This is a genomic window from Streptomyces sp. A2-16 (assembly GCF_018128905.1).
Lineage (GTDB): Bacteria > Actinomycetota > Actinomycetes > Streptomycetales > Streptomycetaceae > Streptomyces.
In genome coordinates, this window is the sequence record NZ_CP063808.1 from 7,956,903 (window position 1) to 7,981,647 (window position 24,745).

Consider the following 24,745-nt stretch of genomic DNA (forward strand, 5'->3'; position numbering starts at 1 on the left):
CCTTACTGACCGGCCAGCCCCGTGTGGGCCACGCCCGCCACGATCTGGCGTTGGAAGAAGACGAACACGACGATCAGGGGCAGGCCCGCCATGAGGCCGCCGGCCATGAGTTGGGCCCACTGGATGCCGTAGGAGTTCATGACGGTCGCGATGCCGTTCGGCATGGTCATCAGGTCGGGGTTGTTGGTCACCATGTAGGGCCACAGGAAGTTGTTCCAGGAGGCGATGAAGGTGAAGATCCCGACCGCCGCCAAGGACGGCCTCGCCAGCGGGACCACGATCGTGAAGAAGACCCGCCAGCGGCCCGCGCCGTCGATGAAGGCCGCCTCCTCCAGCTCGCGCGGGACGCCCTGGAAGAACTTGTAGAGGATGTAGACCATCGCGGCCGGCGCGCACTGGGGAAGGATCATGCCCCAGTAGGTGTCGACCATCCCCATCTGCTGGACCGTGGTGAACAGCGGCACCCCGAGAACCGCCGGGGAGACCATCAGGCCCGACATGACGATGCCCATGAGCACGTTCTTGCCGCGGAACTCGGTGCGGGCGAAGCCGTATCCGGCGAGGGCACCGACCGTCAGCACGACGGAGGTGACACAGACCGACACCACCAGGGAGTTGATGAACCAGTTGGTGATGTTGCCGGTCTCCCACAGCGCCTTCCACGCCTGCACCGTCCAGACCTCGGGCAGCCAGTGCGGCGGGATCTCGGCCGCCTCCGCCTCGGACTTGAGGGAGGTGAACAGCGCCGCGGCGATCGGCGCCACGAACACCGCGGAGACGGCGACGCCGACCAGGGTGAGCACGATCTGGCTGGGCGTCCAGGAACTCCGGGACCTGAGCCGTGTCTCGGTGCCGCTCATCGGGCGCCCTCCTCACGCGTGCGCAGCAGCCACATCCGGGCCAGCGCGACGACAGCGATGATCACGAAGAAGATGATGGACATCGCGGAGGCGTAGCCCACGCGGTAGCTGGTGAAGCCCTGTTCGAGGGTGTACTGCACGAAGGAGCGGGTGCTGACCTCAGGGCCCGGCCCGAAGTCCATCATCACGACGGCCTGGTCGAAGAGCTGCAGCGAGGCGAGGATCTGGAGCGCGATCACCAGCCCGGTGATGTGGCGCAGCATCGGCAGCGTGATGTGGACCATGCGGTGCCAGGCGTTCGCGCCGTCCAGCTTCGCGGCCTCGTAGAGGTGGCCGGGTATGCCCTGGAGGGCGGCGAGGTAGAGCAGGAAGCTGAAGCCGACGGTCCACCACAGGGTCTCGATGACGATGGCGAGCATCGCGTACGACTTGTCGGTCAGCCAGGGCGTGTCGAGCCCGAAGGTCTCGTTGATCAGACCGATGCCCTGGGTGAACAGCCACTGGAACATGTTGGCGGCGACCGTCGAGGGCAGCAGGAACGGCACGAAGAAGCACAGCCGCCACAGCCACCTGCCCCGCTCGATGTGGTGGGCGAGCATCGCGAGCAGGAACGCGAGGACCGTGATGCACGGCACGACCAGCAGCGTGAAGTACGCGCTGTGGCCGAGCGCGTCCCACATCGCCCGGTCGTGCAGGGCCTCGCGGTAGTTGTCGAGGCCGACGAAACTCGCGCCGTCGCCGGAGATGTTGGCGTCGGTGAAGCTGAGATAGACGCCCCGCAGCAGCGGCCAGATCACGAACAGCGCGAACAGCGCGAGGAACGGGGCGACGAACCAACCCCCGTGCTGGAAGCCCTGCTTGCGGCGCAGGGTCGCGGTCGCGGTCGCGGTCCTGGCCCGTGCCGGTGCGGCGACGGCTCCGGTCGTCATGTGAGCGCTGGTCGTCATGCGACCGCACCTCCCTGCGCGGCGGTCCTGCCGTCCATCGGGTTCTTCGAGGCGAGGAGCTTGGTGAGGTGCTTCTTCATCGTCTGCGCGACCGACGCCGGCGCGGCGGAGCCCATCGTGGAGGAGACGACGACCGGGCCGAGGTCCTGTGCGAGCACCCCGGTGGAGCCCGCGAACCACACCTTCGGCTCGGTGGCCTGGTGGTCCATGGCGCTGACGTACTCGTTCTGCGGGGTGAGCCTCTTGTACGCGGCCGTGGAGAGCGTCGGCGTGTACGCGGGGATGTGGCCGCCGGCGGCCCACTGGAGGGCGTGCGTGACGACGTAGGCGGCGAGTTCGTGCGCGCCCTCATCGGCGGCGCCGCCGCGGCCCGCCTGGTGCGGCAGGACGAAGGCGTGCGACTCGGCGTGGGTGGCCGGCCGGCCGAAGACGGGTGGCAGCGGGGTCGCGCCGTAGTCGAGCTTCGCGCCGGTGAAGACCGGCACGGACCAGTTGCCCTCCCAGGTGAAGGGGGCGCCGTTGATGAACTGTTCGCCGGTGGGGGCGCCGGGGACGACGTATCCGTCGGTGACGTGCTTGCGGAGGAACTCCAGGACCCGGGTGGCCTTGTCGGGGTCGAAGAGGACCTCGGTGTTGTCGTCGTTGAACCACCTGCCGCCGAGCTGGGTGTAGAAGGCGACGAAGAACCACCACTGGAAGTTCTGGTCGTTGGTCCACAGGCCGATCGTCTGGAGGCCCTTCTTCTGGGCGGCCTTGGCCCTCTTCAGGACGTCGAACCACTCTTCGGGGGAGGTGACCGGGATCATCCGGCCGTCGTCGCCGAGCAGGTCGGCCTTCTTCAGCACGTCCTTGCGGTAGAAGCAGAGCTGGACGTGGATGTCGAGCGGGAGGGCGTAGAGCTTGCCGTCGATGACGCCGCGCTTCCACAGCGCGGGGTTGTAGTCCTCCTCGCGGACGCCGTACTCGGCGAGCAGGTCGACGTCCCACGGGTCGAGGAGGCGGCCGGGCGAGAAGCCGGTGACCCGGCCCATGTGCATGACACCGAGGTCGGGTGCGCGGTTGCCCGCGGCCGCCATGGCGAGCTTGGTGTAGAAGGGGTTGCCCCACTGGAGGGTGGAGTCCTTCACGTCGATGTCCGGGTGGGCCTTTCGGAAGGCGTCCAGCATCGCGATCATGTTGGCGCCGTCGCCGCCGCTGAAGAGGTTCCAGTAGCGCACTCGGGTGTCCGCGCCGGAGGCGAGCGCGTCGGCGCCGGTGCCGAGGGCCGCGAAGCCGAAGCTCGCGGCGACGCCCAGTCCGCCGGCTGCGGCGAGAAGTTGCCTGCGGCTCAGGTCAGGTCGTCCCATACCCTGCCCATCTGTTCGATATCTCGAATTGCGCCCGTAACTTCGAACGGGACCGTAGGCAGGAAGCGCTTTCTAGTCAATGGGGTGCGCAGCAAAATCAGATCGCGTGACGGGACCGGACAGGGCGCGTAGTCTCGAACAGCCCGTCCTGTGGCGGCGGGAGAGCTCAGGGGGTGGGATGGACATCGCGGGCGCGCGCAGGAGTGCGGCCCGGATCGCCTCGGCGCTACGACGCACTCGTGCGACCTCCGCCATGCGCGATCTGGTCTCCCACCTCACCGCGGCGGTCCGGGCCAGACCCCGCCTCCCGGCCGATGTGCCCGAGCTGTGCCGGGCCCTGTGCCAGGAGATGAGCACCCGCCGCGGCGGCCGGCCCGTCGACCTGCGCTTCGAACGCTTCCCGGACGAGATCGCGGTCACCGGCCTGTGGGTCGAGTTCCAGGACTTCGACCTCGTCATCGTGGAGGAACGGGCCGAGGGGATGCAGCAACTGGTCATCCTGGGCCATGAGTTGTGGCATCTGCACGCGGGCCACGCCCACCACCACGCGGCCGCCGCGGACGCGCTGTCCGGACGGCCCGGCTGGGACTCCGTCGCCCTGTCCGTCGCCGCCCGCGACGGCTCCCGGGCGGCGGACGAGGCGGAGGCGGACGACTTCGGGCACCGGCTGGCGGCGGCGTTCCGGCCGTTCGTGTCGGGCCGGAACGCCGCCGCCCGGCCGGACACGGTCCAGAGAACCCTCGGCTACCGCGGAGGCGGAGCGCGGTGACACACCTCCACCTGACCGCGGGGGCGGCCGGGTCCCTCACCGGTCTGAGCATCCCCTTCTGGCTGCCGGGTCTGGTCCTCGGAGCGGCCCTGGCGATCAAGCTGCCCAGCATCGTCAAGCTGTGGCGGGACCCGCTGCTGCGTGCCGTGGGCGGCCTGCTGCTGTTCGCCTGCGCGGTGTTCGTGTTCGCGGCCCCGAGCACCATCGCCTGGACGAACCGGGTCACCGGGGTCCCGAACATCGCCGCGCCCTGGGTGTACTCACTGCTCACCGCGTTGTGCGCGTCCTGGCTGCTGCTGGTCGTGCACTGGCGCGACGGCCGCAGCGAGCACCACGCCCGGACCCGGCGGGCGACCCGGTGGGTGGTCTGCGTGTACGCGGGCGTGGTCGTCGTGATGTGGGTGCTGTTCGCCCTGGCCGACGTACCCGTGGAGCGGATCCGGGACCTGGACACCTACTACGCCGGCACGCCGTACATGCGCGAGCTGATCCTGCTCTACCTGCTCGCGCACACCGTGGCCAGCCTGATCACGTCCGGGCTGGTGTGGAACTGGATCCGCACCACCGGCCTCGACGCCTGGCTGCGCTGGGGGCTGCGGTTCCTCGGGATCGGCTTCGCGACGAACCTGCTCTTCAGCGCCGCCAAGCTCACCGCCGTCGTGGCCCGTTGGACCGGGCACGACCTGGACTGGCTCAACACCAACATCGCACCGGCCGCCGCCTGCGTCGCCGCCACCCTGGTCGCGGTCGGCTTCATCGTCCCGCACGCCGGCCAGTACCTCCACGAGCGCTGGCTGGTCCGGCGCCGCCACCGTGACCTCAGGGCCCTGGCCCGGCTGATGCGGACCGTCGCCGGCAGCCGCGAGCCGCTCGCCCTGCGCGCCACCGCCGAGATGCGGCTGATCCGCCGCGAGACCTTCATCCGCGACGCGCTGCTCCAGCTGTCCCGGTTCATCGACGAGGACCTGCGCGTGCGGGCCTACGACACCGCGCTCGCCCTCGGCTTCGAGCGCGGCCGGGCCCAGGCCCTCGCCGCCGCCGTGACCATCCTGGACGCCGTCGAGGCCGGCCGGCGGGCGCCGGACCCCGAGGGCGACGGCGACCCCGACACCACGTACCTGCTCCAGGAGATCGCGGCCGTGTCCGAGGTCCTGCGCAGCCCCGACGAGATCAAGGCGGTACGCGCCCGCGCGACCGTCCCGGCAGAGAGCATGTCCACGCATGACTGAACGTCCCGACCCCGCGAGAGTCGCCGTCGTCCTCGGGGGATCCCACACCGGCATGCTCGCGGCGGCCGCGCTGACGGGCCTCGCCGACCGGGTGGTCGTCGTGGAGCGCGACGGACTGCCCGAGGGGCCGGCCCCGCGCAAAGGGCTGCCGCAGGCCCGGCACGCCCACATGCTGTGGTCGGGCGGTGTACGGGCGATGGAGGAGCTGCTGCCGGGCATCACCGGCACGCTCCTGGCCGCCGGGGCGCGGCGGGCGCCGGTCACCACCGACATGGTCGTCCACTCGGCCCACGGCTGGTTCCGGCGCTGGCCCGAGTCCCACCACGTGATCCTGGCCGGCCGGGACCTGCTGGACGCCACGGTCCGGGCACGGGTCCTCGCGGACGAACGGGTCGAGATGCTCGGCGGCGCGGAGGCGCTGGGACTGGTGGGCGGCGCGGAAGCCGTCACCGGGGTCCGGGTGCGGGAGGCCGACGGGCGCGAGAGCACCATCGAGGCGGGGACGGTCGTGGACGCCACCGGACGATCCTCCGGAGCGCCCCGCTGGCTGACGGAACTCGGGCTGCCCGCGCCGGAGCGGCGCGAGGTCGACTCGGGCCTGGCCTACGCGAGCCGCCTCTACCTCGCCCCCGAACAGGCCCGCGACGGCTTCCCCGTCGTCAGCGTCCAGCCCGACGCCCGCATGCCCGGACCGGGCCGGTCGGGCTTCCTGCTGCCGATCGAGGACGGCCGCTGGATCGCCACCCTCAACGGCACCCGCGGCGGCGAACCCACCCCCGCCGACGCCTCGGGCGAGGACTTCGTGCGCTTCGCCCGCGAGGAACTCAGACATCCGCTGATCGGCGACCTGCTCGCCCGCGCCGAGCCGCTGTCCGAGGTCGCCTTCACCCGTACGACGGTCAACCGGCGCCACTTCTACGAGCGGGCGGCGGCCTGGCCCGACAACTTCACGGTGCTCGGCGACGCGTTGGCCGCGTACAACCCGATCTACGGGCACGGCCTGGCCGTCGGCGCCCAGAGCGCGCTGATCCTGCGGGACCTGACCCGGCGGCACGGGTTCGGGGCGGCCGGGCTGTCCCGTCGGGTGCAGAAGGCGGTGGCCCGGCCGGTGGGGGCGGCGTGGGACCTGGCCACCGGGCAGGACGTCTTCTATCCCGGGGCGACGGAGAACGGGCCGACCGTGCGGGACCGGCTTGTGGCCGCGTACGTCTCCCGCCTCATGCGCACGGCCACGGGGAACGGCCGTATCGCCCGCCGCGTCACCGACGTGACGTCACTGGAGCGGCGGGCGGAGGTACTGCTGACACCGGCCGTGCTGCTGGCGGCGGTGCGGGGGCCGTTGAAACCGGCGTTGGCCGAACCGCCTCTGACCGCCGAGGAGTTGAAGAAGGCGGGCCTTCAGTAGCCATCGGTGGCCGTCGGTCAGCCCGCGAACGACGGCTGCTGCACGCCCTTGCCCGCACCCGGCACCACCAGCAGTGAGCCCGCCACCGGGTGCGGGGCGTCCAGGCCCACCCGGGCCGTGGTGATGTACAGGTCGGTCAGGTCCGGGCCGCCGAACGCGCACGCGGTGACGCGTGGGGTCGGGAGAGTGATCACCCGGTCCAGCTCGCCGTCGGGCGTGTAGCGGCGGACCGCTGCCCCGTCCCACAGCGCGACCCACACGCACCCGTCGGCGTCGACGGTGAGCCCGTCCGGGAAGCCAGCGCCGTCCTCGATCTCGACGAAGGTCCGGCGGCCGGAGACCTGCCCGTTCTCGTGGTCGAGGACGTCGACGCGGCGGGTGGGCGAGTCGACGTAGTACATGAGCCGGCCGTCCGGGCTCCATCCGGTGCCGTTGCTGACGGCCACGTCGTCGAGGACGGTGCGGTGCGTGCCGTCAGCCGTGACACGGGACAGGGTGCCGCCGCCCGGGGCCTCGTCGTAGCGCATGGTGCCGGCCCACAGCGAACCGTCGGGGGCGACGGCGGCGTCGTTGGCCCGGCGGCCGGGGACGGGTTCGTGGTGGAGCCAGCGGAAGGAGCCGTCGGGGTCCAGCAGGGCCACGCCGTCCCGCAGGTTGAGGACGAGCCCGCCGCCCGCGCGCGGCTTGACGGCACCGATGTGCTGGTCGAGGACGCGGACCGTGCGGTGGCCGGAGACGGGGTCGTAGGTGTGCAGCCGGGCTCCGAGGATGTCGATCCACAGGAGCCGCTCGCCGTCCCACGTGGGCCCCTCACCGAGGGCGGCCTGGGCGCGCACGGCGACCTCGTACGTCGTGATGCGGGTCATCCCACGCTCCGGTGGCCGAGACGCTCGGACAGTTCGGCGGCGCCCTTGGCGGCCAGCTGCTCCAGCTCGCCGCGGCGGTCGTCGCTCCAGCGGATCATCGGCACGGAGATGGAGAGCGCGGCGACGACCTGCCCGGTGCGGTCGCGGACCGGCGCGGCCACGCAGGAGACGTCCGGGTTGGACTCGCGGTTCTCGACGGCGATACCGCGCTGCCGGATCTCGTCGAGGGCCTCGCGCAGGGCGGCCGGGTCGGTGATGCTGTTGGGCGTCATGGCCGCGAGCGTGCCGTCCTCCGGGATGCGGGAGGCGAGCTGCGGCTCGGGGAGGGAGGCGAGGAGCATCTTGCCGACGGAGGTGCAGTGCGCGGGCAGCCGGCGCCCGGCGGCCGACACCATCCGCACCGCGTGCGTGGAGTCGACCTTGGCGATGTAGATGACGTCGGTGCCCTCCAGGATCGCCACGTGTACGGTCTCGTCGCAGGTCTCGGCGACGGACCGGGCGACCTGCTGGCCCTCGGCGGCGAGGTCGAGCTGCTCGGCGTACCGGCTGCCGAGCTGGTAGGGCCGCACCCCGAGCCGGTAGCGTCCCGGCTGGCCGGGGACCTGGACGATGTACGACCGGGCGGCGAGAGTGGTCACCAGCTCGTGCACGGTGGTGCGCGGCAGTTGGAGCTTGCGCACGATGTCGGGGGCGGAGAGCGTCCCGTCTCCGTCGAGGAAGAGCTCGAGAATGTCGAGAGCCCGGGTCACGGCAGGTACAAGGCGTCCCACAACCGGCCCCCTCCCTTTGCGTCTAAGGCGTCTGCGTTCGAAATTTCAACAGACGATCGGCATAACGAACACAGGCTAGCGACAGGCTGTTTCCCCGGGCAATGGGAAAGGGGGACGTTGACCCACTCCGTGTGCGGCACGTCACACTGGGTCGATCACGCCAGCTCCCCCCGCAACCGCCGGGCCCGCAGCACCAGCTCCAGTTCGAAGCGTCGGTCCGGGTCGTCTATCTCGTCGCCCCAGAGCTCGCGGATCTGGCGGAGGCGGTAGCGGACGGTCTGGGGGTGGACTCCCAGGCGGGCGGCCACTTCCGGGGCTCCGCCCCGTGTCTCCAGCCAGGCGAGCAGGGTCTCCGCGAGGCGGCGACCGTGGGTGGGGCCGCAGTGGCGCAGGGGGGCCAGGCAGCGCAGGGCCAGGTCGTCGATGAGTTCCTCCGGCTGGAGGAGGACCAGGGCCTCGGTGTGTTCGGTGCAGTACAGGACCTCCCCGGCGGGGAGCAGGTCGCGTTCCATCAGGCGTACGGCCGCCTCGGCCCAGCGCAGCGACTTCGCCGCGTCGGCGAGCGCGACCGGGGGGCCGATCGCGCCCGCCCAGCCGGTCAGGGCCCGGTGCAGGAGTTCGGGGCGGCCCGCCGCGTCCGGTTCCGGGACGACCATGCGGGGCTGTTCGTAGTCCATGTCCAGCAGGACGCCCTGGCCCACCGCGGGGGGCACCGACTCCCGGGCCGGGCGGAGGAGGACGCCGACCGCCACCTTCTTCGGCAGGGGCCAGCCGATGCGGGCCGCGCGTTCGGTCAGCGCGTCCGCCGGATCGCCCCGGTGGCGTTCGGCGAGGAGTAACTCCATGAGGCGGCGCTGCAGGCGCAGGCGTTCGCCCGCCTGCCGGGCCGCCGCCTCGGCGTAGCCGCGGACCGACTGGTCGACCAGGCCGTCGAGATACTCGTAGCCCGCGTCGACCAGCTCGTACATCGCCGGCGGCGGGATCTCGACCCGCTGGCCGATGTCGGCGAATCGGCGCCAGGCCAGGCGTACGCCCATGCGGTAGATCGCCTGGAGGGAATCCAGGCTGCGGCCGTTCAGTCCCTCGCCCCTGCCGAACTCCTGGAAGACGCCGGGCGGGACCGTCGGGCGGCCCTCCGCCGTCTCCAGGTGCTGGACGAAGACCTCGATCGCGCGGCGGATGCCGACCAGCGCCATCGGTTCCCCCGAGTCGTCCAGGACCACCGGCAGATGGGGGTACTCGCGGCGGATCTCGCGCAGGATCTCCTCCGCGAGGGCCGGCGCCTCGGACATGGCGATGGCCGCGAAGCGGCGGACCTGGAGACGGGGAACGTCATGCCAGGCCGAGCGGGCGTTCACGGCTGCCGGGCGGGCGGCCACAGGTCAACTCCCCTGGTCCGCTTGCTCGTAGGTGATCAAAGGTGTGTTGGGCTGCTCGGGCGTCGCCTCCAGCAGCGCGACGATGCCGAGTGCGGCACCGAGGGCGAGCAGTGCGGCGACCACGACGGTCAGTGCGGCGGCGAGCAGTCTGGACATCGCAGGGGCAGCCTCTCTCGAGCGGCTCGGTCCGGTGTCCCACCCCAGCATCCAAGCCCGGTACCCACCCTGCCTGTCGACCCAGTGTCGACATCACATTGACAATCCGTCAAGACATTGACACCCCGTGCCAAGACGCCTACGGTCTGCGGCCCATAGAGCGGCCCGAACTCCGTCATCTCACGCCCCAGGAGTGTCCGGATGCGCCGTACAGCCTCTCCAATCTCCCTGATTCTGCTGGGACTCGGCACGTTTCTGCTGGTACTGGCGCCGCTGCTCGCGTGGTACGTGGCACCGCGAGCGGCCGTGAATCCGATCGACATCGACCAGACCGCGGTCTACCGCGGCACGGGCAGCGTCTTCGACACCGAGGAACTGGAGACGGTTCCCGGACAGCGGATCACCGTCACCCAGCGGGTGCGCGGCAACGTCCAGGACAGCGAGCGCAGCGGCCGGGCCGCGGTGTGGGACGTCACCACCACCGTCGACACCGACAAGTCGCTGCCGGCCGCGGACCCGCACGACGCCCTGGAGTTCATCCCGCACCGCTGGGTCATGGACCGGAAGACGACCAAGCCGGTGCACTGCTGCGGCGAGAAGCCGTACATCGAGGGCGAGGCCTATCTGAAGTTCCCCTTTGACGTGCAGCGACGCTCCTACCAGTGGTGGGACAACTCCCTGGGTTCGACGGTGACGTTGCGCTACCAGGGTACGAAGAAGGTTCAGGGGTACACGGGTTACCGGTTCACCGGCACGGTCGCCCCGGCGAAGGTCGGGACGCGGCTCGTGCCGGGCACGATCGTGGACGAGCCCGACCGGCCGCAGGTGCTGGCCGAGGAGTGGTACTCCAACCACGGCATCGAGCTGGTCGTGGACCAGCGCACCGGCCGGGTCGTCTACGCGCAGGTGGGCCCGAAGCGCACCCTGCGGGCGCCCGGCGCGAAGAAGGACGCCGTGGTCCTGCTGGACAGCCGGAGGATCGCGTTCACGACCGCGACCCAGAAGGAGGCCGTGCGGCTGGCCAAGCGGGACAGCGGACAGCTGCGCGCGGTGGGCGAGACCTTGCCGATCGGGGCGGCTGTGGCTGGATTCGTACTGGCTGCCGTGGGGGGCGTTTTGGTGGTACGGGGACGCAGGCGCCCCGAGTCCACCGATATGAGCGAAACGCCCCAGCCCGTTCTTACGATGTGACTGGACGTCAGCTCTAATAAGGCCCGAAATTGTCACGTGCGTGAGTAGCCAGGGCGTTCGGGTGGGCGAAAACTGTGCCACCCCACCCGAGCACAACCCGTCCACACCCTCCTCCTAGGAAACGCTCAGTCCCCCCACAACCAGCCTGAAAACACTGCTGAGTTCCGCACCCTGAGACGAGTTGGAGCACCCATGCCCCAGCACGTGCCCCATCCGCTGTGGACGTCTCCCCAGGCGTCGCAGTGGCAACCCTCATCGCACGCCCCACAGAACGCCCCACAGCACACCTCGCAGCACTCGTCGGCGCTCCCCCCACCTCCGCGCCGAATCGTTTTTCTCGCCCACCGTGACCTGGACAATCCGGCCGCCGGCGGCTCCGAGCTCCTCGTCGACCGGCTCGCCGACGGACTGACCCGGCTCGGCCACCAGGTGACCCTGCTGTGCGGAGGCCCGGCCTCCTACCGGGACTACCGGGTCGTGTCGGCGGGCGGCGAGTTCGGCCACTACCTGCGCGCCCGTACGGCCTTCGCCCGCCAGGTCGGCGAGACCGACCTGCTGGTCGAGGTCTGCAACGGCATGCCGTACCTCGCGCCCCTGTGGCACCACGGCCCCACCCTGTGCCTGGTCAACCATGTGCACACCGACCTGTGGAAGATGCGGTTCGGCGGGCCCCTGGCCCCGGCGGCCCGGATCGGCCGAAGACTCGAACACTGGGCGCTGGCCGGTGCGGCGGCCCGGCACCGGAGTCTGCTGGTCGCCGTGTCTCCGTCCACGGCTCACGCCCTGCGCGCGATCGGAGTCGAACGGGACCGCATCCGGGTCGTGCACAACGGCGTCGAGGAACCCGAACCCCTGGTCCGCCGCTCACCGGAGCCGCTCTTCGTGGCCGTGGGCCGGCTGGTCGAGTACAAGCGGATCGATCTGCTGCTGAGACTCTGGGAGCGGGTGCGGCCGGTGACCGGAGGCCGGCTGGTGATCGTCGGTGACGGTCCCGAGCGGGCACGTCTGGAGCAACTCGCCGGTCCTGGCGTGGAGTTCACCGGGCATGTGTCTGAGGCGGAGAAGCACCGGCTGCTGTGCGAGGCGTGGTTGCTGCTCCATCCGTCCGCCGTGGAGGGGTGGGGGCTGGTGGTCACCGAGGCGGCCACTCGGAAGACGCCGACCGTCGCCTTCGACGTGCCCGGGCTGCGGGACTCCGTCGTGGACGGGGAGACCGGGGTCCTGGCGCGGGGCGAGTCGTCGTTCGCCGCCGCCTGGTGCACGCTCGCCCTGTCGGGACATCGCCGTGAAGCCATGGGCAAGGCCGCTCGGGATCGCGCGGCCCGTTATCGCTGGCACCGGACTGTCAGACAGTTCCGGGCTGTCGCTTCGGAGGCGGTGAGGGGCTGGGGGCCGTGAGGCGGCCCGGGGCGGCGAAGGCCGAGGCGAAGGCGAAGGATCCCTCGTTCCGGCGTTCCCTCGCCCTCTTCCGGGCCTTCATGCGGGAGCAGGACGACCCCGAGTCCTGCTACGCGCTGCTCGCCCGTGACGCCGTCGACCAGGTCGAGGCCTACGACGGTCCCGTCGCCGGACGCACGGTCGTCGATGTCGGCGGAGGCAGCGGGTACTTCACCGCGGAGTTCCGCAGACGGGGCGCGGACGCCTTCCTCTTCGAACCGGATCCCGCGGAACTGGGCGAGAAACCGCCCGACTCCACCGTGATCGCCGACGGCTACCTGCTGCCCCTCAGGGACGCGGTCGCCGACGTCACGTTCTCCTCCAACGTCCTGGAGCACGTGGCCGATCCGGAGATCTTCCTCAGTGAGCTCGTCCGGGTCACCCGGCCCGGTGGGCTGATCTACGTGTCGTTCACCAACTGGCTGTCCCCGTGGGGCGGTCACGAGTGGGCGCCCTGGCACTACCTGGGTGCCGAGCGGGCCCGCGCCCGCTACCGGCGCCGTACCGGAAAGGCCGCCAAGCACACCCTCGGCGAGAACCTGTTCGCCGTGCACGTCGGCCCGACCCTGCGGCGGGTGCGTGCCCGGGACGACATCACGGTCGTCTCGGCGCGCTCCCGCTACTGGCCCTTCCTCGCGGAGACCGTCGTCAGGGCTCCCGGCATCCGCGAGGTCGCCACCTGGAACCTCCTCCTCATCCTCCGGCGGTGTCCACCATGACGACGTCCACGGTCCAGGCCCCTCCTCCGGCAGCCGCTTCCACCACCGCGACCATGTCGGGCCCGCCCGAGGGCCCGAGGTCGCGGCGCTGGTTGCTGGGGTTCTGGGCCGTGGTCTTCGTGCTCTTCCTGGCGGTGCACCCGGGTCGCCAGACCTTCGACACCAAGCTGGGTGTCACCACGGACCCCGCGCGGTTCCTCGGCGATCTCGGTCAGTTGTGGCACGACCAGGGGTCGTTCGGCGGCATACAGGACCAGTACGTGGGCTATCTGTGGCCGATGCTGCCGTTCTACTGGCTCGGCCACGCCCTCCAGTTGCCGGTGTGGCTGGTGGAGCGGCTGTGGCTGTCGCTCGTGGTGTCGGTGGCCTTCTGGGGGGCGCTGCGACTGGCGGAACGGCTGCGCATCGGCAACGGCTCGGGAAGGCTGCTGGCCGCCGTCGCGTACGCGCTGTGGCCGACCTTCACCATCGTCATCGGCTCGACGTCCGCCGCCGCCCTGCCCGGCGCCTTCCTGCCGTGGGTGCTGCTGCCCCTGACGAACGAGCGCTGCAGCGCCCGGATCGCCGCCCTGCGCTCGGCGTTGATCATCCCGTTCATGGGCGGGGTCAACGCGGCCTCCACCCTCGCCTGTCTGCTCCCGGTCGGGCTGTACCTCCTGTCCCGGCCGCCCGGGCCCCGGCAGCGGAAGCTGATCGCCTGGTGGGTGCCGGGGGTGATCCTGGCGACCGCCTGGTGGGTGATCCCGCTGCTGCTGCTCGGCCTCTACGGCGAGAACTTCCTGCCGTACGTCGAGAGCGCGCAGACCACGACCGAGACGATGTCGGCGACGGAGGCCCTGCGCGGGGCCGGGAACTGGGTCGCCTATCTGCATCTGGGGGAGGCGTGGCTGCCGGCCGGCTGGACCGTGGCCTCCTCGGTCGTCGTGATCCTCTGCTCGGCGTTCGCGGCCGGGCTCGGTCTCGCGGGGCTGGCACGGCGGGACATGCCGGAGCGGCGGTGGCTGGTGCTGACCGCGCTGACGGCGGTCCTGGTGCTTCTCGCCGGGTACGGCGGCGCGTTCGGCGCGCCCTTCCACGGGCTGGTGCAGGACTGGCTGAACGGCGGCCTCGCCCCCTTCCGCAACATCTACAAGTTCCAGCCGGGGCTGGCGCTCGCCCTGGTGCTGGGCCTCGCCCACCTGGTGGGGGTGGCCGCCGAACCGCGCCGGGCCAGAGCGGTCCGGGGTCGCCGGTACGCCCCGCTGATCGCGGCGGTACTGGTCCTGCCCGGGCTGCTGTGGCCGTATCTCAACGGCTCGATCCTGAACCCCGGTTCCTTCCAGGAGCTGCCCAAGTACTGGCACACCACGGCCGACTGGCTGGAGAAGTACTCCCCCGACTCACGCGCCCTCGTGGTCCCGGCGACCGCGCACGGCATCTACACCTGGGGCTCGCCCATCGACCAGCCCCTCGACGTGCTCGCCGAGTCCCGTTGGGCGCAGCGGGACTACGTCCCCTTCGGCACCCCGGGCAACCGGCGCGCGACGGACGCGGTCGAGCAGGCGCTGATGACCGGCGGCGAGATCCCGGGACTGGCCGACTACCTGAGCCGGGCCGGCGTGTACTACGTCGTCGTCCGCAACGACCTCGACCCGGACCAGATCGGCGCGGTGTCGTCCTCGGTGGTCAAACGGGCCCTCGAACAGTCCGGCTACGAGCGGGTGACGGGCCTCGGGCCCCTCATGACGGGCGGCAGGATCGCGCACGACACCCCGCTCCAGGTCGAGGGCCTGTACCCGAGGCAGCGGGCGGTGGAGATCTACCGTCCGGCGAGCGAGGACGTGCCCCGGCCCGGACAGGCCGGTCTGCTGCCGGTCGCCGACACGGCCCAGGTGTCCGGCGGCCCCGAGTCGCTGCTGCCGCTGGCGACCGAACTGCGGGGCCGGGCAACGGTGTTGACCGGCGACAACCATCCGGGGCTCGGCACCCCGCCGCTGCAGATCGTCGGCGACGGGCTGCGGCGCGCGGACACCCGCTTCGGGCTCGTCAACGCGAACACCTCGTACACGTACACCAGCGACGAGCGCAACGCCTCCGGTGCCTCCCAGGACGCCGGTGAGAAGCCGCACCAGATCCTTCCGACCAAGGGCCTCGACCACCAGACGGTCGCCGAACTGCGCGGTGCCCGCTCGGTGACGGCGTCCTCGTACGGCAACTGGCTCTTCCATCTCCCCCAGTTCGACCCGGTCAACGCCTTCGACGGCAACCCGGACACCGCGTGGGCGGAGGGCGACGCGGGCTCGCCGGACGGGCAGTGGCTGCGGATCCGGTTCTCGGATCCCGCGTACGACATGCCCTCGTCCTTCAAGGTCACGCCGTTGCCGCAGGAGAGCGTGCGGTCGGCGGCGACCAAGGTGCGGGTGGAGACGGAGAACGGGTCGCGGACCAGCTTCCTGCGTGCCGACGGCTCGACCCAGAGCATCAAGGCACCGCCCGGCACGACGGGTTGGATGAAGCTGACCATCACCGACTCGGTCGCGCGCCGGTCCGGTCTCGCCGGGGCCGGGTTCTCCGAGATCGACCTGCCGGACGTGCAGGTGACGCGGCTGCTGCGGCTGCCGACCGACGCCGACGGTTCGGACTCCGCCGCCGAGGTCGTCTCCCTGCACCGGGTTCCCGACCCGGCCGGGATCTCCCCGACCGGCACCGAGGCCGGCCTGCACCGCCGCTTCACCACCGAGTCCTCGGGGACGTACTCGGTGCAGGCGAACGCCGTGCCGGTGAGCGGCGAGGAGCTCGACAAGCTGCTGTACGAGGTCGCGCCCGACCAGCGCAACCGCATCACCGCGACCGCCGACTCCACGGCCGCCCTCGGCACCGGGCTGTCCGCCCGCAACCTCACCGACGGCGACCTCACGACCGCCTGGATCGCGGGCGACCGCCCCACCATCCACCTCAGCTGGAGCGGCAAACAGCCCATCTCGGAAGTGGTGCTGGCACCGGCGGGCGGCCTCTCCGCCCGGCCCACCGAGGTGGACATCACCTCGCCCGACGGCGCGACGGTCGCCGGCGTCGACGAGAACGGCGCGGTGCGCTTCCCCGCGATCACCACCGACCGCCTCGACATCACCATCACGAAGACGGCCCCGCTGACCCTGCACAACCCGGTCGCCGACGAGGATCTCCAGCTGCCGGTCGGGCTGACGGAGGCCTACCTCCCGGCCCTCGACCAGTACCGGACCCCGCAGCCGAAGGCCACTCGGACGTTCTCGCTGCCGTGCGGCAAGGGACCGGTGCTGGCGGTCGACGGGAAGCTCTACCAGACCGGCGTCTCGGGCCGGGTCCGCGACCTGACCGACCGCCGCTCCCTGACCGTGACGCTCTGTCAGCAGGGCCGCTCGGACGCCGAGTTGTCCCTCGCCTCCGGTGAGCACGTCGTCGAGGGCGGGGACGCAGGACCGCTCGCCCTGACGGACATCACCCTGACCCGCGGCACGGTCGCCGAACCCTCCTCCCTCACCCGGGAGTTGCGGATACGGGACTGGCTCGGCGACAAGCGCGCGGTGACCGTGGGTTCGGGTGCCGCCTCGTACCTCACGACGTACGAGAACTACAACGACGGCTGGAAGGCCACGCTGAACGGGAAGTCGCTGTCCCCGCTGCGGCTCGACGGCTGGCAGCAGGGCTGGCGCATCCCCGCGGGGGCGGGCGGCACCGTGAAGCTGTCGTACGAGCCCGCGACGACGTACGACGGCGCGCTGATCGGCAGCGCGGTGGCCCTGGCGGTCCTGGTCGGCCTGGTGCTGTGGCGCCGGCGATCCCCGAACCCCGACGAACCACAGCGGGTGCCTCCGGCGCCCGGCGTGTGGCTCGGGGTGGTGGCGCTGACGCTGGTGGGCGTGGTCGTCGCGGGCTGGTTCGCCCTGCTGGTCCCGGCGTTGGCGCTGCTCGCCTCCCGACGGCACGCCTGGCTGGTGCCGATCGCCTTCGTGGCCCTGGCGGGGGCGGGGATCGCCGCCGCGGTGGGTGCGGGCGAGCCGGTGGGAGAGGCGGCGGGCGCCTTCGGCCACGTGGCCCAACTGCTGGCGCTGATCGGCCTGTTCGCGGCACTGGTGAGTGTGCGTGACGAGCCCGCGGAACAGCGTGAGCGAGCACCCGAGTCCGAGGCCCCGACCCAGCAACTGCCGCCGGTCGAGGTGGAGAAGGGCAGGGGTGAACCCGCATGACGGCTCCTGTCCGCATCCCGTTCCCGGTGGTCGACGAGGTCTCCCGGCACTGCCTCCAGGAGGAGGAACCGGAGACGGTCCACATCGAGGTGCATCTGCCGGGCCGGCTGGACCGGTCCCGACTGCGGAAGGCGTTCCTGGAGGCCCTGCACCGGCATCCGCGGATCCTGATGCGGCAGGCCGCGGGGGGCTGGTACCGGCGCCGCTACGAGTGGGAGCTGACGGCCGAGCCGGATGTGGAGGTGGTGACCTTTCCGGAGCCGGGTCCGAACTCATTGCGGGACGCGAGGACGAGGGCACTGGTCGAGGCACCCCCGCTGTCACTGTCCCCACCGATCCGACTGGAGGTGGTGGAGGGAGCGGGCCCGGCAGAGGGCAGCGAGGCGACGGACATGGTCGGCCTGCACCCACCCTTCAAGGGGCGCGGGGCTGTATCGACAAGCGGCTCCGCCGCGGGGCGCGACCAGCCCCCGCCGGCCCGCGCCCGAAACACGACCGTCCTCTTCCTCACCATCAACCACACCGCCCTGGACGGCCCCGCCTGCCTCCGCATCCTCGCCACAGCCGCAGAGATCTACGGCGGTCAGGACAACTCCCCGGCACCCGCGCCCACTCGCCCACAAGAACCCCCCGCACCCCCGGAGAACACCCCCTCCAACTGGACCCGCCCGGCCCGCGTCGCGCGAGGCGCCCCCGAGAACTCCCCCGGCAACGGCCTCCTCGTCACCGAACTCGCCCTCCCTCACCGCCCCAAGGGCTCCCCCTACACGGTCAACGACCAGCTCATGGTCGCCACGGCCCTGACGATCGCCCACTGGAACAGGGAGCACGGAGAAGCCCCCCGCCCCCTGCGCATCACGATGCCCGTGGACGACCGCCCCAGAGACATGACGATGGAGATCGGGAACGGCACCCGTCTGGTCGAAGTTCCCTTCTCACCAGAGGAGTTGGCGAAGAATCCGGAAGCCATGCCGGAGCTCCTGAGCCGGACGGCACAACGAACCCGCGCCCTCAAATCCCTCAGCCGCCCCCAGCTCGGCCACGGCGCAGGCGTCCTCACCGCCCCGGTCACCCCGGTCGCCTGGCGGGCCGCCCTCACCCGCGGCCTCCGCAGGGCCGCCGCCCCCTGGACCTCCACCACCCTCCTCAGCAACATCGGCCGCGTCCCGTACCCCCTGGACTTCGGCGAGGAAGCCGGCCGCGCGCACGCCGTGTGGTTCTCGGCGCCCGCCAGGATGCCCCGCGGCCTCACCGTCACGACCGCCTCGACCGCCGGCCGGCTGCACCTCGCGCTGCGCTGGTCACGTGCCCTGCTCGGGCACGGCGACGGCGCCCATCTGCGAGACCTGTTCGAGCACTACCTGCACACCACGGAGGTGGCCCCGTGAACACCACCGCGCCCCCGCACCGCGGCCTCAGGGACTTCTACGAGGACCCCGCCGTCCCGGTCGCCTCCGGCACCCCCCGCTCCCTGCGCCAGGCCCGCATGCTGGCCGCGGCCCTCGGAGCAGCGGGAAAGACACGGCGCACCGTCCTCGACATCGGCTGCGGCGACGGCACCGCGGCCGCCACCGCGGCACCGCTGCTGCCCGGCCACCGCATCGTCGGCGTCGACTGGTCCCAGGACGCCCTCAAACGCGCCCGCACCAGGCTGCCGTACGCCGTGCGGGGTGAACTCAGCGGCTCCGGACTCCCGTTCGCGGCCGCCTCCGTCGACGCCGTGCTGTTCAGCGAGGTCGTCGAGCATCTCGTCGACCCCGATGCCGCGCTGGACGAGATCCGCCGCATCCTGCGCCCCGGAGGCCATCTCATGCTGTCCACACCCAACCTGGCCGCCTGGTACAACCGCGGACTGCTGCTCGCCGGCGTCCAGCCCGTGTTCTCCGAGGTGAGCCTGCGGGCGATCCACGGACGGCCGGGGCGGGAGGTCGTGGGGCATCTGCGGCTGTACACGGCGCGGGCACTGCGGGAGTTCGTCGCGGCGGCCGGCTTCGAGGTCGTACGGCTGGAGGGGGCGCCCTTCCACGGCGTACCGCGTCCGCTGCGCCCGCTGGACCGGCTGGCGTGTGCCAGACCGTCGCTCGCGTCGATCCTGCTGCTGCATGCGCGCAAGACAGGGCCTGTCCAGCGGATCAGGCCGAAGGAAGGAAACGGCTCGCGACCTCGGCATGATCCGCCGGACAGGCCCTGAGGGGGCGTGGACCATGTGGTGGGGAGTGGCGGCGGCCCTGTTGGCCAACACCCTGTACAGCGTCGGATTCGTGCTGGAGAAACGGGCGCTCACCTCCCTGCCGGAGGTGACGATCCGTCAACCCGCCCGGCTGCTGGGGCTGGTGATCAGAAGTCCGCTCTGGATCGGGGGCTCGCTCTCGCTGGCGGCCGGGTTCGCGGCGCAGCTCGCGGTCTACCGGACCCTGCCGATCGCGGCCGCACAGGGCATCTTCGTCTCCGGTCTGGTGCTGCTGGTGCTGCTGTCGGCGCGGCTGCTGGGCGAGGAGACGACCGGTCGGGAGCGGTACGCGCTGGGCGCCATCCTCGCCGCGCTCCTGATGGTGGTCCTGTCCCTGAAGGAGGGGTCGGACCGGGTCAGCCGGGACGCTCCCTACCAGCTGATCCTGCTGGTGTGCGTGCCGTCGCTGGCGGCGGGCGTGTGGCTGTACGGGTCCGCCGAGCGGCGCACCCGGCACCGGCACCGCCTGCCGACGACGGGCGTCGAGTACGGCGTGGCGGTGGGACTGCTGTACGGGGTCAGCTCGCTGGCGATCAAGGGAGTGTCGAGTTATCTGACCTCAAGTGGGCTCGGCAGCGCGGTAGTTGAGTTGTTGGGCTCCCCGTATCCGTATCTCCTGTTGTTCACCGGGGCATTCGGCCTGGTGATGTCGCAGGCCGCGCTGCAACGCTGCCGGGCCTCGCTGATCGTGCCGGTGTGCACGACGGTGACCTGCCTGTACACGGCGGTGCTCGGCACGCTCTCCTTCGGCGAGTCACTGCCCCACGACCCGCTGCGGCTCGCGCTGCGTCTCGCGGGCACGGTGCTCGCCGTCGCCGTGCTGCTCAGCATGCCCAAGCATGATCCGGCGCCCAAACCCCCCATCGGTGCCAAGGAGTTGACGCCCCCATGAACCCCGACGACCCGCTGCTGCAGATCCTGGCCTGCCCGCTCGACAAGGGGCCCCTGCACCTCGTACCGCCGGACGAGGTCCTGTACAACCCGAGACTGCGCCGCCGCTATCCGATCGTCGACGGCATCCCGCAGTTGCTGCCGGCCTCCGGCGAGCAGGTGACGGACGACGAACACGAAGACTTCCTGAAACGGATGACTCCATGACCGGACCGGCTCGTACCTGGGCGGCGCGAGTGGCCCCCCTGCTGCCCACCCGCCTGGTCGCGGCGGTCGCACGGGCCGTGTACCCGCGCTTCGAACCGGAGCTGGCGCGCCTTGCCGACCTGTGCCCGGCCGACTGCGGGACGGCGGTGGACGTGGGCGGCTGGTACGGGCCGTGGACGCGCCGGCTGGCCGGGCGGGCGCGGCGCGTGGTGACCGTCGAGCCGGTGCCGCATCTGGCCCGGCTGCTGACCTCCGCGGCACCGGCGAACGTACAGGTCGTCCAGGCCGCGGCCACCGACAGTCCGGGGACCGCCCGGCTGTGGCTGCCGCCCGGGGACGAGGGCGACCGCGGGGTGTCCTCCCTGGTCCGGCGCGAGATCCACGGCCGGGCGGTGGACGTCCGCTGCGTCACCCTGGACGAACTGGGCCTCAAGGACGTCGGTTTCATCAAGATCGACGTGGACGGGAGCGAGCTGGCGGTGCTGCGCGGGGCGACGGGCGTCCTCGCGCGTGACCGGCCCGCGCTCTTCGTCGAACTGGAGTCCCGGATCCAGCCGATCGCACCGGTGGTGACCTACCTCTCCCTCCTCGGCTACGACGGCTGGGTGCTGCCCCGCGCGACCTGGGTCCCGCTGTCCGGCTTCCCCCTGGAGGCCCACCAGGAGACGGCCTCGTACGTGGTCGGCCAGGGCCTCCTGCGTCGCGTCCTGCCGCTCGTCCACCGCCCGCGCTACATCAACTCGGTCCTCTTCCTCCCCGACGGCCGCCGGCCCGGTGTCAGTGCGATGGAGGACGATGGGGGTCATGCCCTCCGGAAAGCAGGCGGCTAGCGCGCCGTTCACCCCGCTCGACTTCCAGCTGGTCCTGCTGCGCCGCATGGCCGACCACAATCCCGGCCTGGTGGAGGACGCGCGGCACACCCTGGGTGTCTCGATCGCGGACATGCGAGAGGCCAACAAGCGCTGGCAGGCGATGGTCCGTTCTCCCCCACGCTCGAATGAACTCGCGCGGGGGCACCCCCATCGGGCCCGCGCCGCTGTGTCCCGGTACCGCTCGGTTCTCGGCGCTCCGGAGACCGTCCTGACCCGCAAGGTGGGCGAGCTGGAGTGCGAGGCCTGGCTCTGGCCCGTCCCCCTGTGGCCCGATCTCCGCTTCGAGGCGCTCCTGGCACCGAACGGCTCGACGGTGTGGAACGAATGGCTGGTCAGGGCACCGGAGGCAGAAGGTCCCGACCTGCGCACCCTGGAAGACCTCACCCCCTGGTCCTGCACGGTCGACGAGGCGGCCCGCGCCTTCCCCCCGGCCCGCCCCCTGGAGGGCACGGCCCCGACCCGCTGGGGCCTGACCTTCACGGCCCCGGACCAGCAGGGCGCACACCGCGAGGTGACGGCCGAGTTCACATGGGGCCTGCTTCAGCGACTGACCGTGCGCTGACCGGCCTCGGCGGTCCGGCGCCGCGTCCCCACCAGCGTGGCCAGGTCCTCGGCCAGGGGAAGCTCGACCGTGTCCAGGGCCGGGTGCTCCAGCCAGAGCAGGCGGGGGCGGTCGGGGCGACCGTCGTGCCGGGGCGGCCAGTCCGACGCCGGAGTGAAGTCGTCGACCACGATCCGGCCGCCGGGGACCAGGAGGCGGGCCGGGTCGGCCGGGGTGTCGCCGGGCGTCTTGCCGGTGCCGCCGCCGTCGAGGACGAGGAGGTCGTAGGGGCCGTGGTCCTCGATGCGACGCCAGTCGCCGTGGAGGATCCGCACGTCGGGACGGTCGGCGAACACCTCGGCGGCGACGCGCGCACGCTCCGGATCGCGCTCCACGCTGACGAGCCGTACGCCGTCCCGCGCCCCCGAGGCCAGCCACGCCAGGCCGACCCCGCAGCCCGTGCCCGTCTCTGCGACGCGCTGCCGGGCCCCGCCCGCCAAGGCGTGCAGCAGACGGCCCTGTTCGGGGCGGCAGGAGTACGGGAAGCCGTGCGCACGGGCCGCGGCGAGAGCGCGTACGACGAGCGCGGGGAGGTGGGCCTCCGTGTCGTACGCGTCGGTTCCTGACATCGCCATGGCGGCCATGATGCAGCGGTCAGGCCGTCGTCTCCACCACGTCCGCCACCACGCAGCTGACGTTGTCCGGGCCGCCCGCGGTGTTCGCCGCCTCGACCAGGGTGTGCACGGCCGTGTCGGGGGCGGGGGCGTCGGAGAGCAGGGCGCGGATGGCGGTGTCGGGGACGACTGCGGTCAGGCCGTCGGAGCACAGGAGATAGCGGTCGCCCGGCTCGGCGTCGTGGAGCCTCAGGTCCGGGGTGCCGGTCGTGAGGGCCTTGAGGAGCAGGGCTCGCTGCGGGTGGGTGACGGCCTCCTGCGCGGTGAGCCGGCCCTCGTCGATCAGCGACTGGACCACCGTGTGGTCGTGGGTGATGCGGAAGAGGGTGCCGCCGCGCAGCAGGTAGGCGCGCGAGTCGCCGATGTGGACCAGGGCGAGACGGGAGCCGGTCCACAGCAGGGCGGTCAGGGTGGTGCCGTTCTCGTCCGCGCCCGCGTCCACGTCCCGCACCGCCTCGCTCGCCCCGTGCACGGCGTCCTCCAGGACATTGAGGACGTTGCCGGCCGGGAGTTCGGCGCCGTCCAGGGACCGCAGGGCCGCCACGGCCGCGCTGCTGGCGGGGGCGCCGGCCGGGCCGTAGCCGTCGGCGACCGCGAGCAGGCGGGCGCCCGCGTAGGCCGTGTCCTGGTTGGCGGGGCGGACCCGGCCAGGATCCGAGTGGGCGCAGTAGCGCAGTTCCAGCACGGTGGTGTCCTTCCTCGGTGCCGCTGTCAGCTCGTCGACGAGGAACGCGGCGAGGTCCCGCCGTACGGCCGTCTCGGCCTCGACCTGCGCCCAGTACGCACGGATCTCACCGGCGGCGGCTTCGGGCGGGAGCGCGCACACGGTCCGGATGCGGGCCAGCGGCATGCCCAGCCGCCGCAGCCAGGCCACCAGGCGGGCCTGTTCCAGCTGGTCCGGGGTGTAGTAGCGGTAGCCCGTCCCCGCGTCCACGCGTGCCGGACGCAGCAGCTCCAGCTCGTCGTAGAGCCGCAGTGCCTTCGGGGACAGCCGGCACGCCCGCGCGAAGGCCCCGATCGTCAGCCACTCCATGCGCCCTCCCTTGTTCCTCGTCTCGATGGTGGGGCTTCACCGAGGGGGAAGGTAAAGGGGTTGCCGCGGTTCCCCGCGGCCCGGTTAGCCTGCCGGTCGATCCGTGTCCGCGTGTCGATCCGTACGGGAGAGGAACCCGCCGTGCCCCGAGTCGCCCTTGTCACCTACGACCCCCGGCCGGAGCCCAGCAAGGACGCCGACCTGCCCGTGCTGGTGGCGGCGCTGCGCGAGGCCGGGGCCGACGCGCGGGCCGTGGCCTGGGACGACGAGGACGTCGACTGGTCCGGCTACGACCTGGCCGTCATCCGCTCCACCTGGGACTACAGCTGGCGGGCGGCCGAGTTCGTGGCCTGGGCGGAGCGCTGCGGCAAGGCGACGCGGCTCGCCAATCCGGTGGAGGTGGTGCGCTGGAACACCGACAAGCGCTACCTCGGGGAGCTCGCCGAGGCGGGGGTGCCGGTGGTGCCGACCCGCTATCTCGCGCCCGGCGACCCGGCCGACCTGCCCGGCGACCACGAGTACGTCGTCAAGCCGACGTCGGGGGCGGGCGCGCGGTATGCCGCCCGGTACACGCCCGAGCAGCACGGGAGTGCCGTACGACAGCTGGAGCGCATGCATGCGGAGGGGCTGACCGCGATGGTGCAGCCGTACATGCGGAGCATCGACGCGGGCGGTGAGCGGGCACTGCAGTTCTTCGGGGGACGGCTGCTGCACGCCAGCCGCAAGCGGGCCGTCCTCGCTCCCGGTACGGCCTTCGACGCGGCCAAGGTCGCCCACCCCGGCCTGGAACCCTGGACGCCGACCCCGGCCGAGCGCGCCGTCGCCGAACGCGCCCTGACCGCCGTACCGGAGGCGCCGGAGCTGCTGTACGCGCGCGTGGACCTCGTCGACGGGGAGGACGGGCAGCCGCGGGTGATGGAACTGGAGCTGGTCGAGCCGAACCTCTTCCTGTTCCTGCACCCGGAGTCGGTGCGGCCGGTGGTGGACGCGGTGCTGCGGGCCGCCCGGCACTAGATCC

At 71.9% G+C, this 24,745-nt stretch carries 23 protein-coding genes; 14 read left to right on the forward strand and 9 right to left on the reverse strand.

What is annotated here, in order from left to right; genetic code table 11:
* Nucleotides 1–2: 2 nt before the first annotated feature.
* From IOD14_RS35740 to IOD14_RS35750, 3 genes are read right to left on the reverse strand one after another with little or no spacing between them, the layout of a single operon-like run.
* Entirely contained in the window at nt 3–860 is an 858-nt protein-coding gene (locus IOD14_RS35740; protein WP_212672477.1) for a carbohydrate ABC transporter permease, read from the reverse strand.
* Nucleotides 857–1,807: a sugar ABC transporter permease gene (locus IOD14_RS35745; RefSeq protein ID WP_212672478.1), complete on the reverse strand. Its 951-nt coding sequence runs from the start codon at nt 1,805–1,807 to the stop codon at nt 857–859. Before IOD14_RS35745 ends, IOD14_RS35740 begins: the two co-directional genes overlap by 4 nt.
* Nucleotides 1,804–3,153 carry an extracellular solute-binding protein gene (locus IOD14_RS35750; protein ID WP_212672479.1) on the reverse strand — a complete coding sequence of 450 codons (1,350 nt, stop codon included), beginning with the start codon at nt 3,151–3,153 and terminating at the stop codon, nt 1,804–1,806. The genes IOD14_RS35745 and IOD14_RS35750 overlap by 4 nt, the downstream gene beginning before the upstream one ends.
* 178 nt (nt 3,154–3,331) lie before the next feature.
* On the opposite strand from IOD14_RS35750, the gene IOD14_RS35755 reads away from it, so the two are divergent.
* Genes IOD14_RS35755 through IOD14_RS35765 form a run of 3 tightly spaced genes read left to right on the forward strand, consistent with a single transcriptional unit; the run spans nt 3,332 to nt 6,556 of the window.
* Nucleotides 3,332–3,922, forward strand: a complete 591-nt coding sequence (locus IOD14_RS35755; RefSeq protein ID WP_123988926.1) for a toxin-antitoxin system, toxin component family protein — start codon at nt 3,332–3,334, stop codon at nt 3,920–3,922.
* Between the two features lie 11 nt (nt 3,923–3,933).
* On the forward strand, nt 3,934–5,151 hold the full coding sequence (locus tag IOD14_RS35760) for an MAB_1171c family putative transporter (protein ID WP_174269298.1): 1,218 nt from the start codon (nt 3,934–3,936) through the stop codon (nt 5,149–5,151).
* Nucleotides 5,144–6,556 carry an FAD-dependent oxidoreductase gene (locus IOD14_RS35765; protein ID WP_174269113.1) on the forward strand — a complete coding sequence of 471 codons (1,413 nt, stop codon included), beginning with the start codon at nt 5,144–5,146 and terminating at the stop codon, nt 6,554–6,556. Before IOD14_RS35760 ends, IOD14_RS35765 begins: the two co-directional genes overlap by 8 nt.
* A 17-nt stretch (nt 6,557–6,573) precedes the next feature.
* On the opposite strand, the gene IOD14_RS35770 is transcribed toward IOD14_RS35765, so the two are convergent.
* From IOD14_RS35770 to IOD14_RS35785, 4 genes are all read right to left on the reverse strand, one after another.
* Nucleotides 6,574–7,422, reverse strand: a complete 849-nt coding sequence (locus IOD14_RS35770; protein WP_212672480.1) for an SMP-30/gluconolactonase/LRE family protein — start codon at nt 7,420–7,422, stop codon at nt 6,574–6,576.
* Nucleotides 7,419–8,192 (reverse strand): IclR family transcriptional regulator, encoded by a 774-nt coding sequence (locus tag IOD14_RS35775; RefSeq protein WP_053846047.1) that lies wholly within the window; start codon nt 8,190–8,192, stop codon nt 7,419–7,421. Before IOD14_RS35775 ends, IOD14_RS35770 begins: the two co-directional genes overlap by 4 nt.
* A gap of 155 nt (nt 8,193–8,347) precedes the next feature.
* Nucleotides 8,348–9,571: a helix-turn-helix domain-containing protein gene (locus IOD14_RS35780; RefSeq protein WP_123988929.1), complete on the reverse strand. Its 1,224-nt coding sequence runs from the start codon at nt 9,569–9,571 to the stop codon at nt 8,348–8,350.
* A gap of 3 nt (nt 9,572–9,574) precedes the next feature.
* A complete protein-coding gene (locus IOD14_RS35785; RefSeq protein WP_174269114.1) occupies nt 9,575–9,727 on the reverse strand; it encodes a hypothetical protein in 153 nt (50 codons plus the stop codon).
* A 201-nt stretch (nt 9,728–9,928) separates the two neighbouring features.
* Here IOD14_RS35785 and IOD14_RS35790 point away from each other — a divergent pair, with 201 nt between their 5' ends.
* The 10 genes from IOD14_RS35790 (at nt 9,929) to IOD14_RS35835 (ending at nt 22,041) form a co-directional block, all read left to right on the forward strand.
* Complete coding sequence (locus tag IOD14_RS35790) at nt 9,929–10,918, forward strand: DUF3068 domain-containing protein (RefSeq protein WP_212672481.1); 990 nt, start codon at nt 9,929–9,931, stop codon at nt 10,916–10,918.
* Between the two features lie 192 nt (nt 10,919–11,110).
* Nucleotides 11,111–12,316, forward strand: a complete 1,206-nt coding sequence (locus tag IOD14_RS35795; RefSeq protein ID WP_123988931.1) for a glycosyltransferase family 4 protein — start codon at nt 11,111–11,113, stop codon at nt 12,314–12,316.
* An 80-nt stretch (nt 12,317–12,396) separates the two neighbouring features.
* Nucleotides 12,397–13,074: a class I SAM-dependent methyltransferase gene (locus tag IOD14_RS35800; RefSeq protein ID WP_249126319.1), complete on the forward strand. Its 678-nt coding sequence runs from the start codon at nt 12,397–12,399 to the stop codon at nt 13,072–13,074.
* Nucleotides 13,071–17,279 carry a DUF3367 domain-containing protein gene (locus IOD14_RS35805; RefSeq protein WP_123992610.1) on the forward strand — a complete coding sequence of 1,403 codons (4,209 nt, stop codon included), beginning with the start codon at nt 13,071–13,073 and terminating at the stop codon, nt 17,277–17,279. The genes IOD14_RS35800 and IOD14_RS35805 overlap by 4 nt, the downstream gene beginning before the upstream one ends.
* A complete protein-coding gene (locus IOD14_RS35810) occupies nt 17,276–18,667 on the forward strand; it encodes a condensation protein (protein ID WP_212672482.1) in 1,392 nt (463 codons plus the stop codon). Before IOD14_RS35805 ends, IOD14_RS35810 begins: the two co-directional genes overlap by 4 nt.
* On the forward strand, nt 18,664–19,470 hold the full coding sequence (locus IOD14_RS35815; protein WP_249126149.1) for a class I SAM-dependent methyltransferase: 807 nt from the start codon (nt 18,664–18,666) through the stop codon (nt 19,468–19,470). The genes IOD14_RS35810 and IOD14_RS35815 overlap by 4 nt, the downstream gene beginning before the upstream one ends.
* Before the next feature lie 25 nt (nt 19,471–19,495).
* The gene (locus IOD14_RS35820; protein WP_123992611.1) at nt 19,496–20,401 is read left to right on the forward strand and encodes a hypothetical protein; all 906 of its coding nucleotides are present in this window, start codon (nt 19,496–19,498) and stop codon (nt 20,399–20,401) included.
* On the forward strand, nt 20,398–20,607 hold the full coding sequence (locus IOD14_RS35825) for a Trm112 family protein (RefSeq protein ID WP_123988934.1): 210 nt from the start codon (nt 20,398–20,400) through the stop codon (nt 20,605–20,607). The genes IOD14_RS35820 and IOD14_RS35825 overlap by 4 nt, the downstream gene beginning before the upstream one ends.
* The gene (locus IOD14_RS35830) at nt 20,604–21,437 is read left to right on the forward strand and encodes an FkbM family methyltransferase (RefSeq protein ID WP_123988935.1); all 834 of its coding nucleotides are present in this window, start codon (nt 20,604–20,606) and stop codon (nt 21,435–21,437) included. The genes IOD14_RS35825 and IOD14_RS35830 overlap by 4 nt, the downstream gene beginning before the upstream one ends.
* On the forward strand, nt 21,403–22,041 hold the full coding sequence (locus IOD14_RS35835) for a hypothetical protein (protein ID WP_123988936.1): 639 nt from the start codon (nt 21,403–21,405) through the stop codon (nt 22,039–22,041). The genes IOD14_RS35830 and IOD14_RS35835 overlap by 35 nt, the downstream gene beginning before the upstream one ends.
* Here the strand turns inward: IOD14_RS35835 and IOD14_RS35840 are convergent.
* Both IOD14_RS35840 and IOD14_RS35845 read right to left on the reverse strand, forming a co-directional pair.
* Complete coding sequence (locus tag IOD14_RS35840; protein WP_123988937.1) at nt 22,020–22,655, reverse strand: class I SAM-dependent methyltransferase; 636 nt, start codon at nt 22,653–22,655, stop codon at nt 22,020–22,022. The two genes, IOD14_RS35835 and IOD14_RS35840, sit on opposite strands and share 22 nt — an antisense overlap.
* A gap of 19 nt (nt 22,656–22,674) precedes the next feature.
* Nucleotides 22,675–23,727 carry a MerR family transcriptional regulator gene (locus tag IOD14_RS35845; RefSeq protein WP_212672483.1) on the reverse strand — a complete coding sequence of 351 codons (1,053 nt, stop codon included), beginning with the start codon at nt 23,725–23,727 and terminating at the stop codon, nt 22,675–22,677.
* A gap of 141 nt (nt 23,728–23,868) precedes the next feature.
* Between IOD14_RS35845 and IOD14_RS35850 the strand changes: the two genes are divergently transcribed.
* Nucleotides 23,869–24,741: a hypothetical protein gene (locus IOD14_RS35850; protein WP_212672484.1), complete on the forward strand. Its 873-nt coding sequence runs from the start codon at nt 23,869–23,871 to the stop codon at nt 24,739–24,741.
* Nucleotides 24,742–24,745 lie beyond the last annotated feature (4 nt).

Excerpts from the sequence above, each read along its gene's own strand:
- IOD14_RS35740 (WP_212672477.1), bottom strand. The coding sequence starts at position 860 with ATGAGCGGCACCGAGACACGGCTCAGGTCCCGGAGTTCCTGGACGCCC.
- IOD14_RS35745 (WP_212672478.1), bottom strand. The coding sequence starts at position 1,807 with ATGACGACCAGCGCTCACATGACGACCGGAGCCGTCGCCGCACCGGCA.
- IOD14_RS35750 (WP_212672479.1), bottom strand. The coding sequence starts at position 3,153 with ATGGGACGACCTGACCTGAGCCGCAGGCAACTTCTCGCCGCAGCCGGC.
- IOD14_RS35755 (WP_123988926.1), top strand. The coding sequence starts at position 3,332 with ATGGACATCGCGGGCGCGCGCAGGAGTGCGGCCCGGATCGCCTCGGCG.
- IOD14_RS35765 (WP_174269113.1), top strand. The coding sequence starts at position 5,144 with ATGACTGAACGTCCCGACCCCGCGAGAGTCGCCGTCGTCCTCGGGGGA.
- IOD14_RS35770 (WP_212672480.1), bottom strand. The coding sequence starts at position 7,422 with ATGACCCGCATCACGACGTACGAGGTCGCCGTGCGCGCCCAGGCCGCC.
- IOD14_RS35785 (WP_174269114.1), bottom strand. The coding sequence starts at position 9,727 with ATGTCCAGACTGCTCGCCGCCGCACTGACCGTCGTGGTCGCCGCACTG.
- IOD14_RS35790 (WP_212672481.1), top strand. The coding sequence starts at position 9,929 with ATGCGCCGTACAGCCTCTCCAATCTCCCTGATTCTGCTGGGACTCGGC.
- IOD14_RS35795 (WP_123988931.1), top strand. The coding sequence starts at position 11,111 with ATGCCCCAGCACGTGCCCCATCCGCTGTGGACGTCTCCCCAGGCGTCG.
- IOD14_RS35800 (WP_249126319.1), top strand. The coding sequence starts at position 12,397 with ATGCGGGAGCAGGACGACCCCGAGTCCTGCTACGCGCTGCTCGCCCGT.
- IOD14_RS35805 (WP_123992610.1), top strand. The coding sequence starts at position 13,071 with ATGACGACGTCCACGGTCCAGGCCCCTCCTCCGGCAGCCGCTTCCACC.
- IOD14_RS35810 (WP_212672482.1), top strand. The coding sequence starts at position 17,276 with ATGACGGCTCCTGTCCGCATCCCGTTCCCGGTGGTCGACGAGGTCTCC.
- IOD14_RS35825 (WP_123988934.1), top strand. The coding sequence starts at position 20,398 with ATGAACCCCGACGACCCGCTGCTGCAGATCCTGGCCTGCCCGCTCGAC.
- IOD14_RS35830 (WP_123988935.1), top strand. The coding sequence starts at position 20,604 with ATGACCGGACCGGCTCGTACCTGGGCGGCGCGAGTGGCCCCCCTGCTG.
- IOD14_RS35835 (WP_123988936.1), top strand. The coding sequence starts at position 21,403 with ATGGGGGTCATGCCCTCCGGAAAGCAGGCGGCTAGCGCGCCGTTCACC.
- IOD14_RS35840 (WP_123988937.1), bottom strand. The coding sequence starts at position 22,655 with ATGGCGATGTCAGGAACCGACGCGTACGACACGGAGGCCCACCTCCCC.
- IOD14_RS35845 (WP_212672483.1), bottom strand. The coding sequence starts at position 23,727 with ATGGAGTGGCTGACGATCGGGGCCTTCGCGCGGGCGTGCCGGCTGTCC.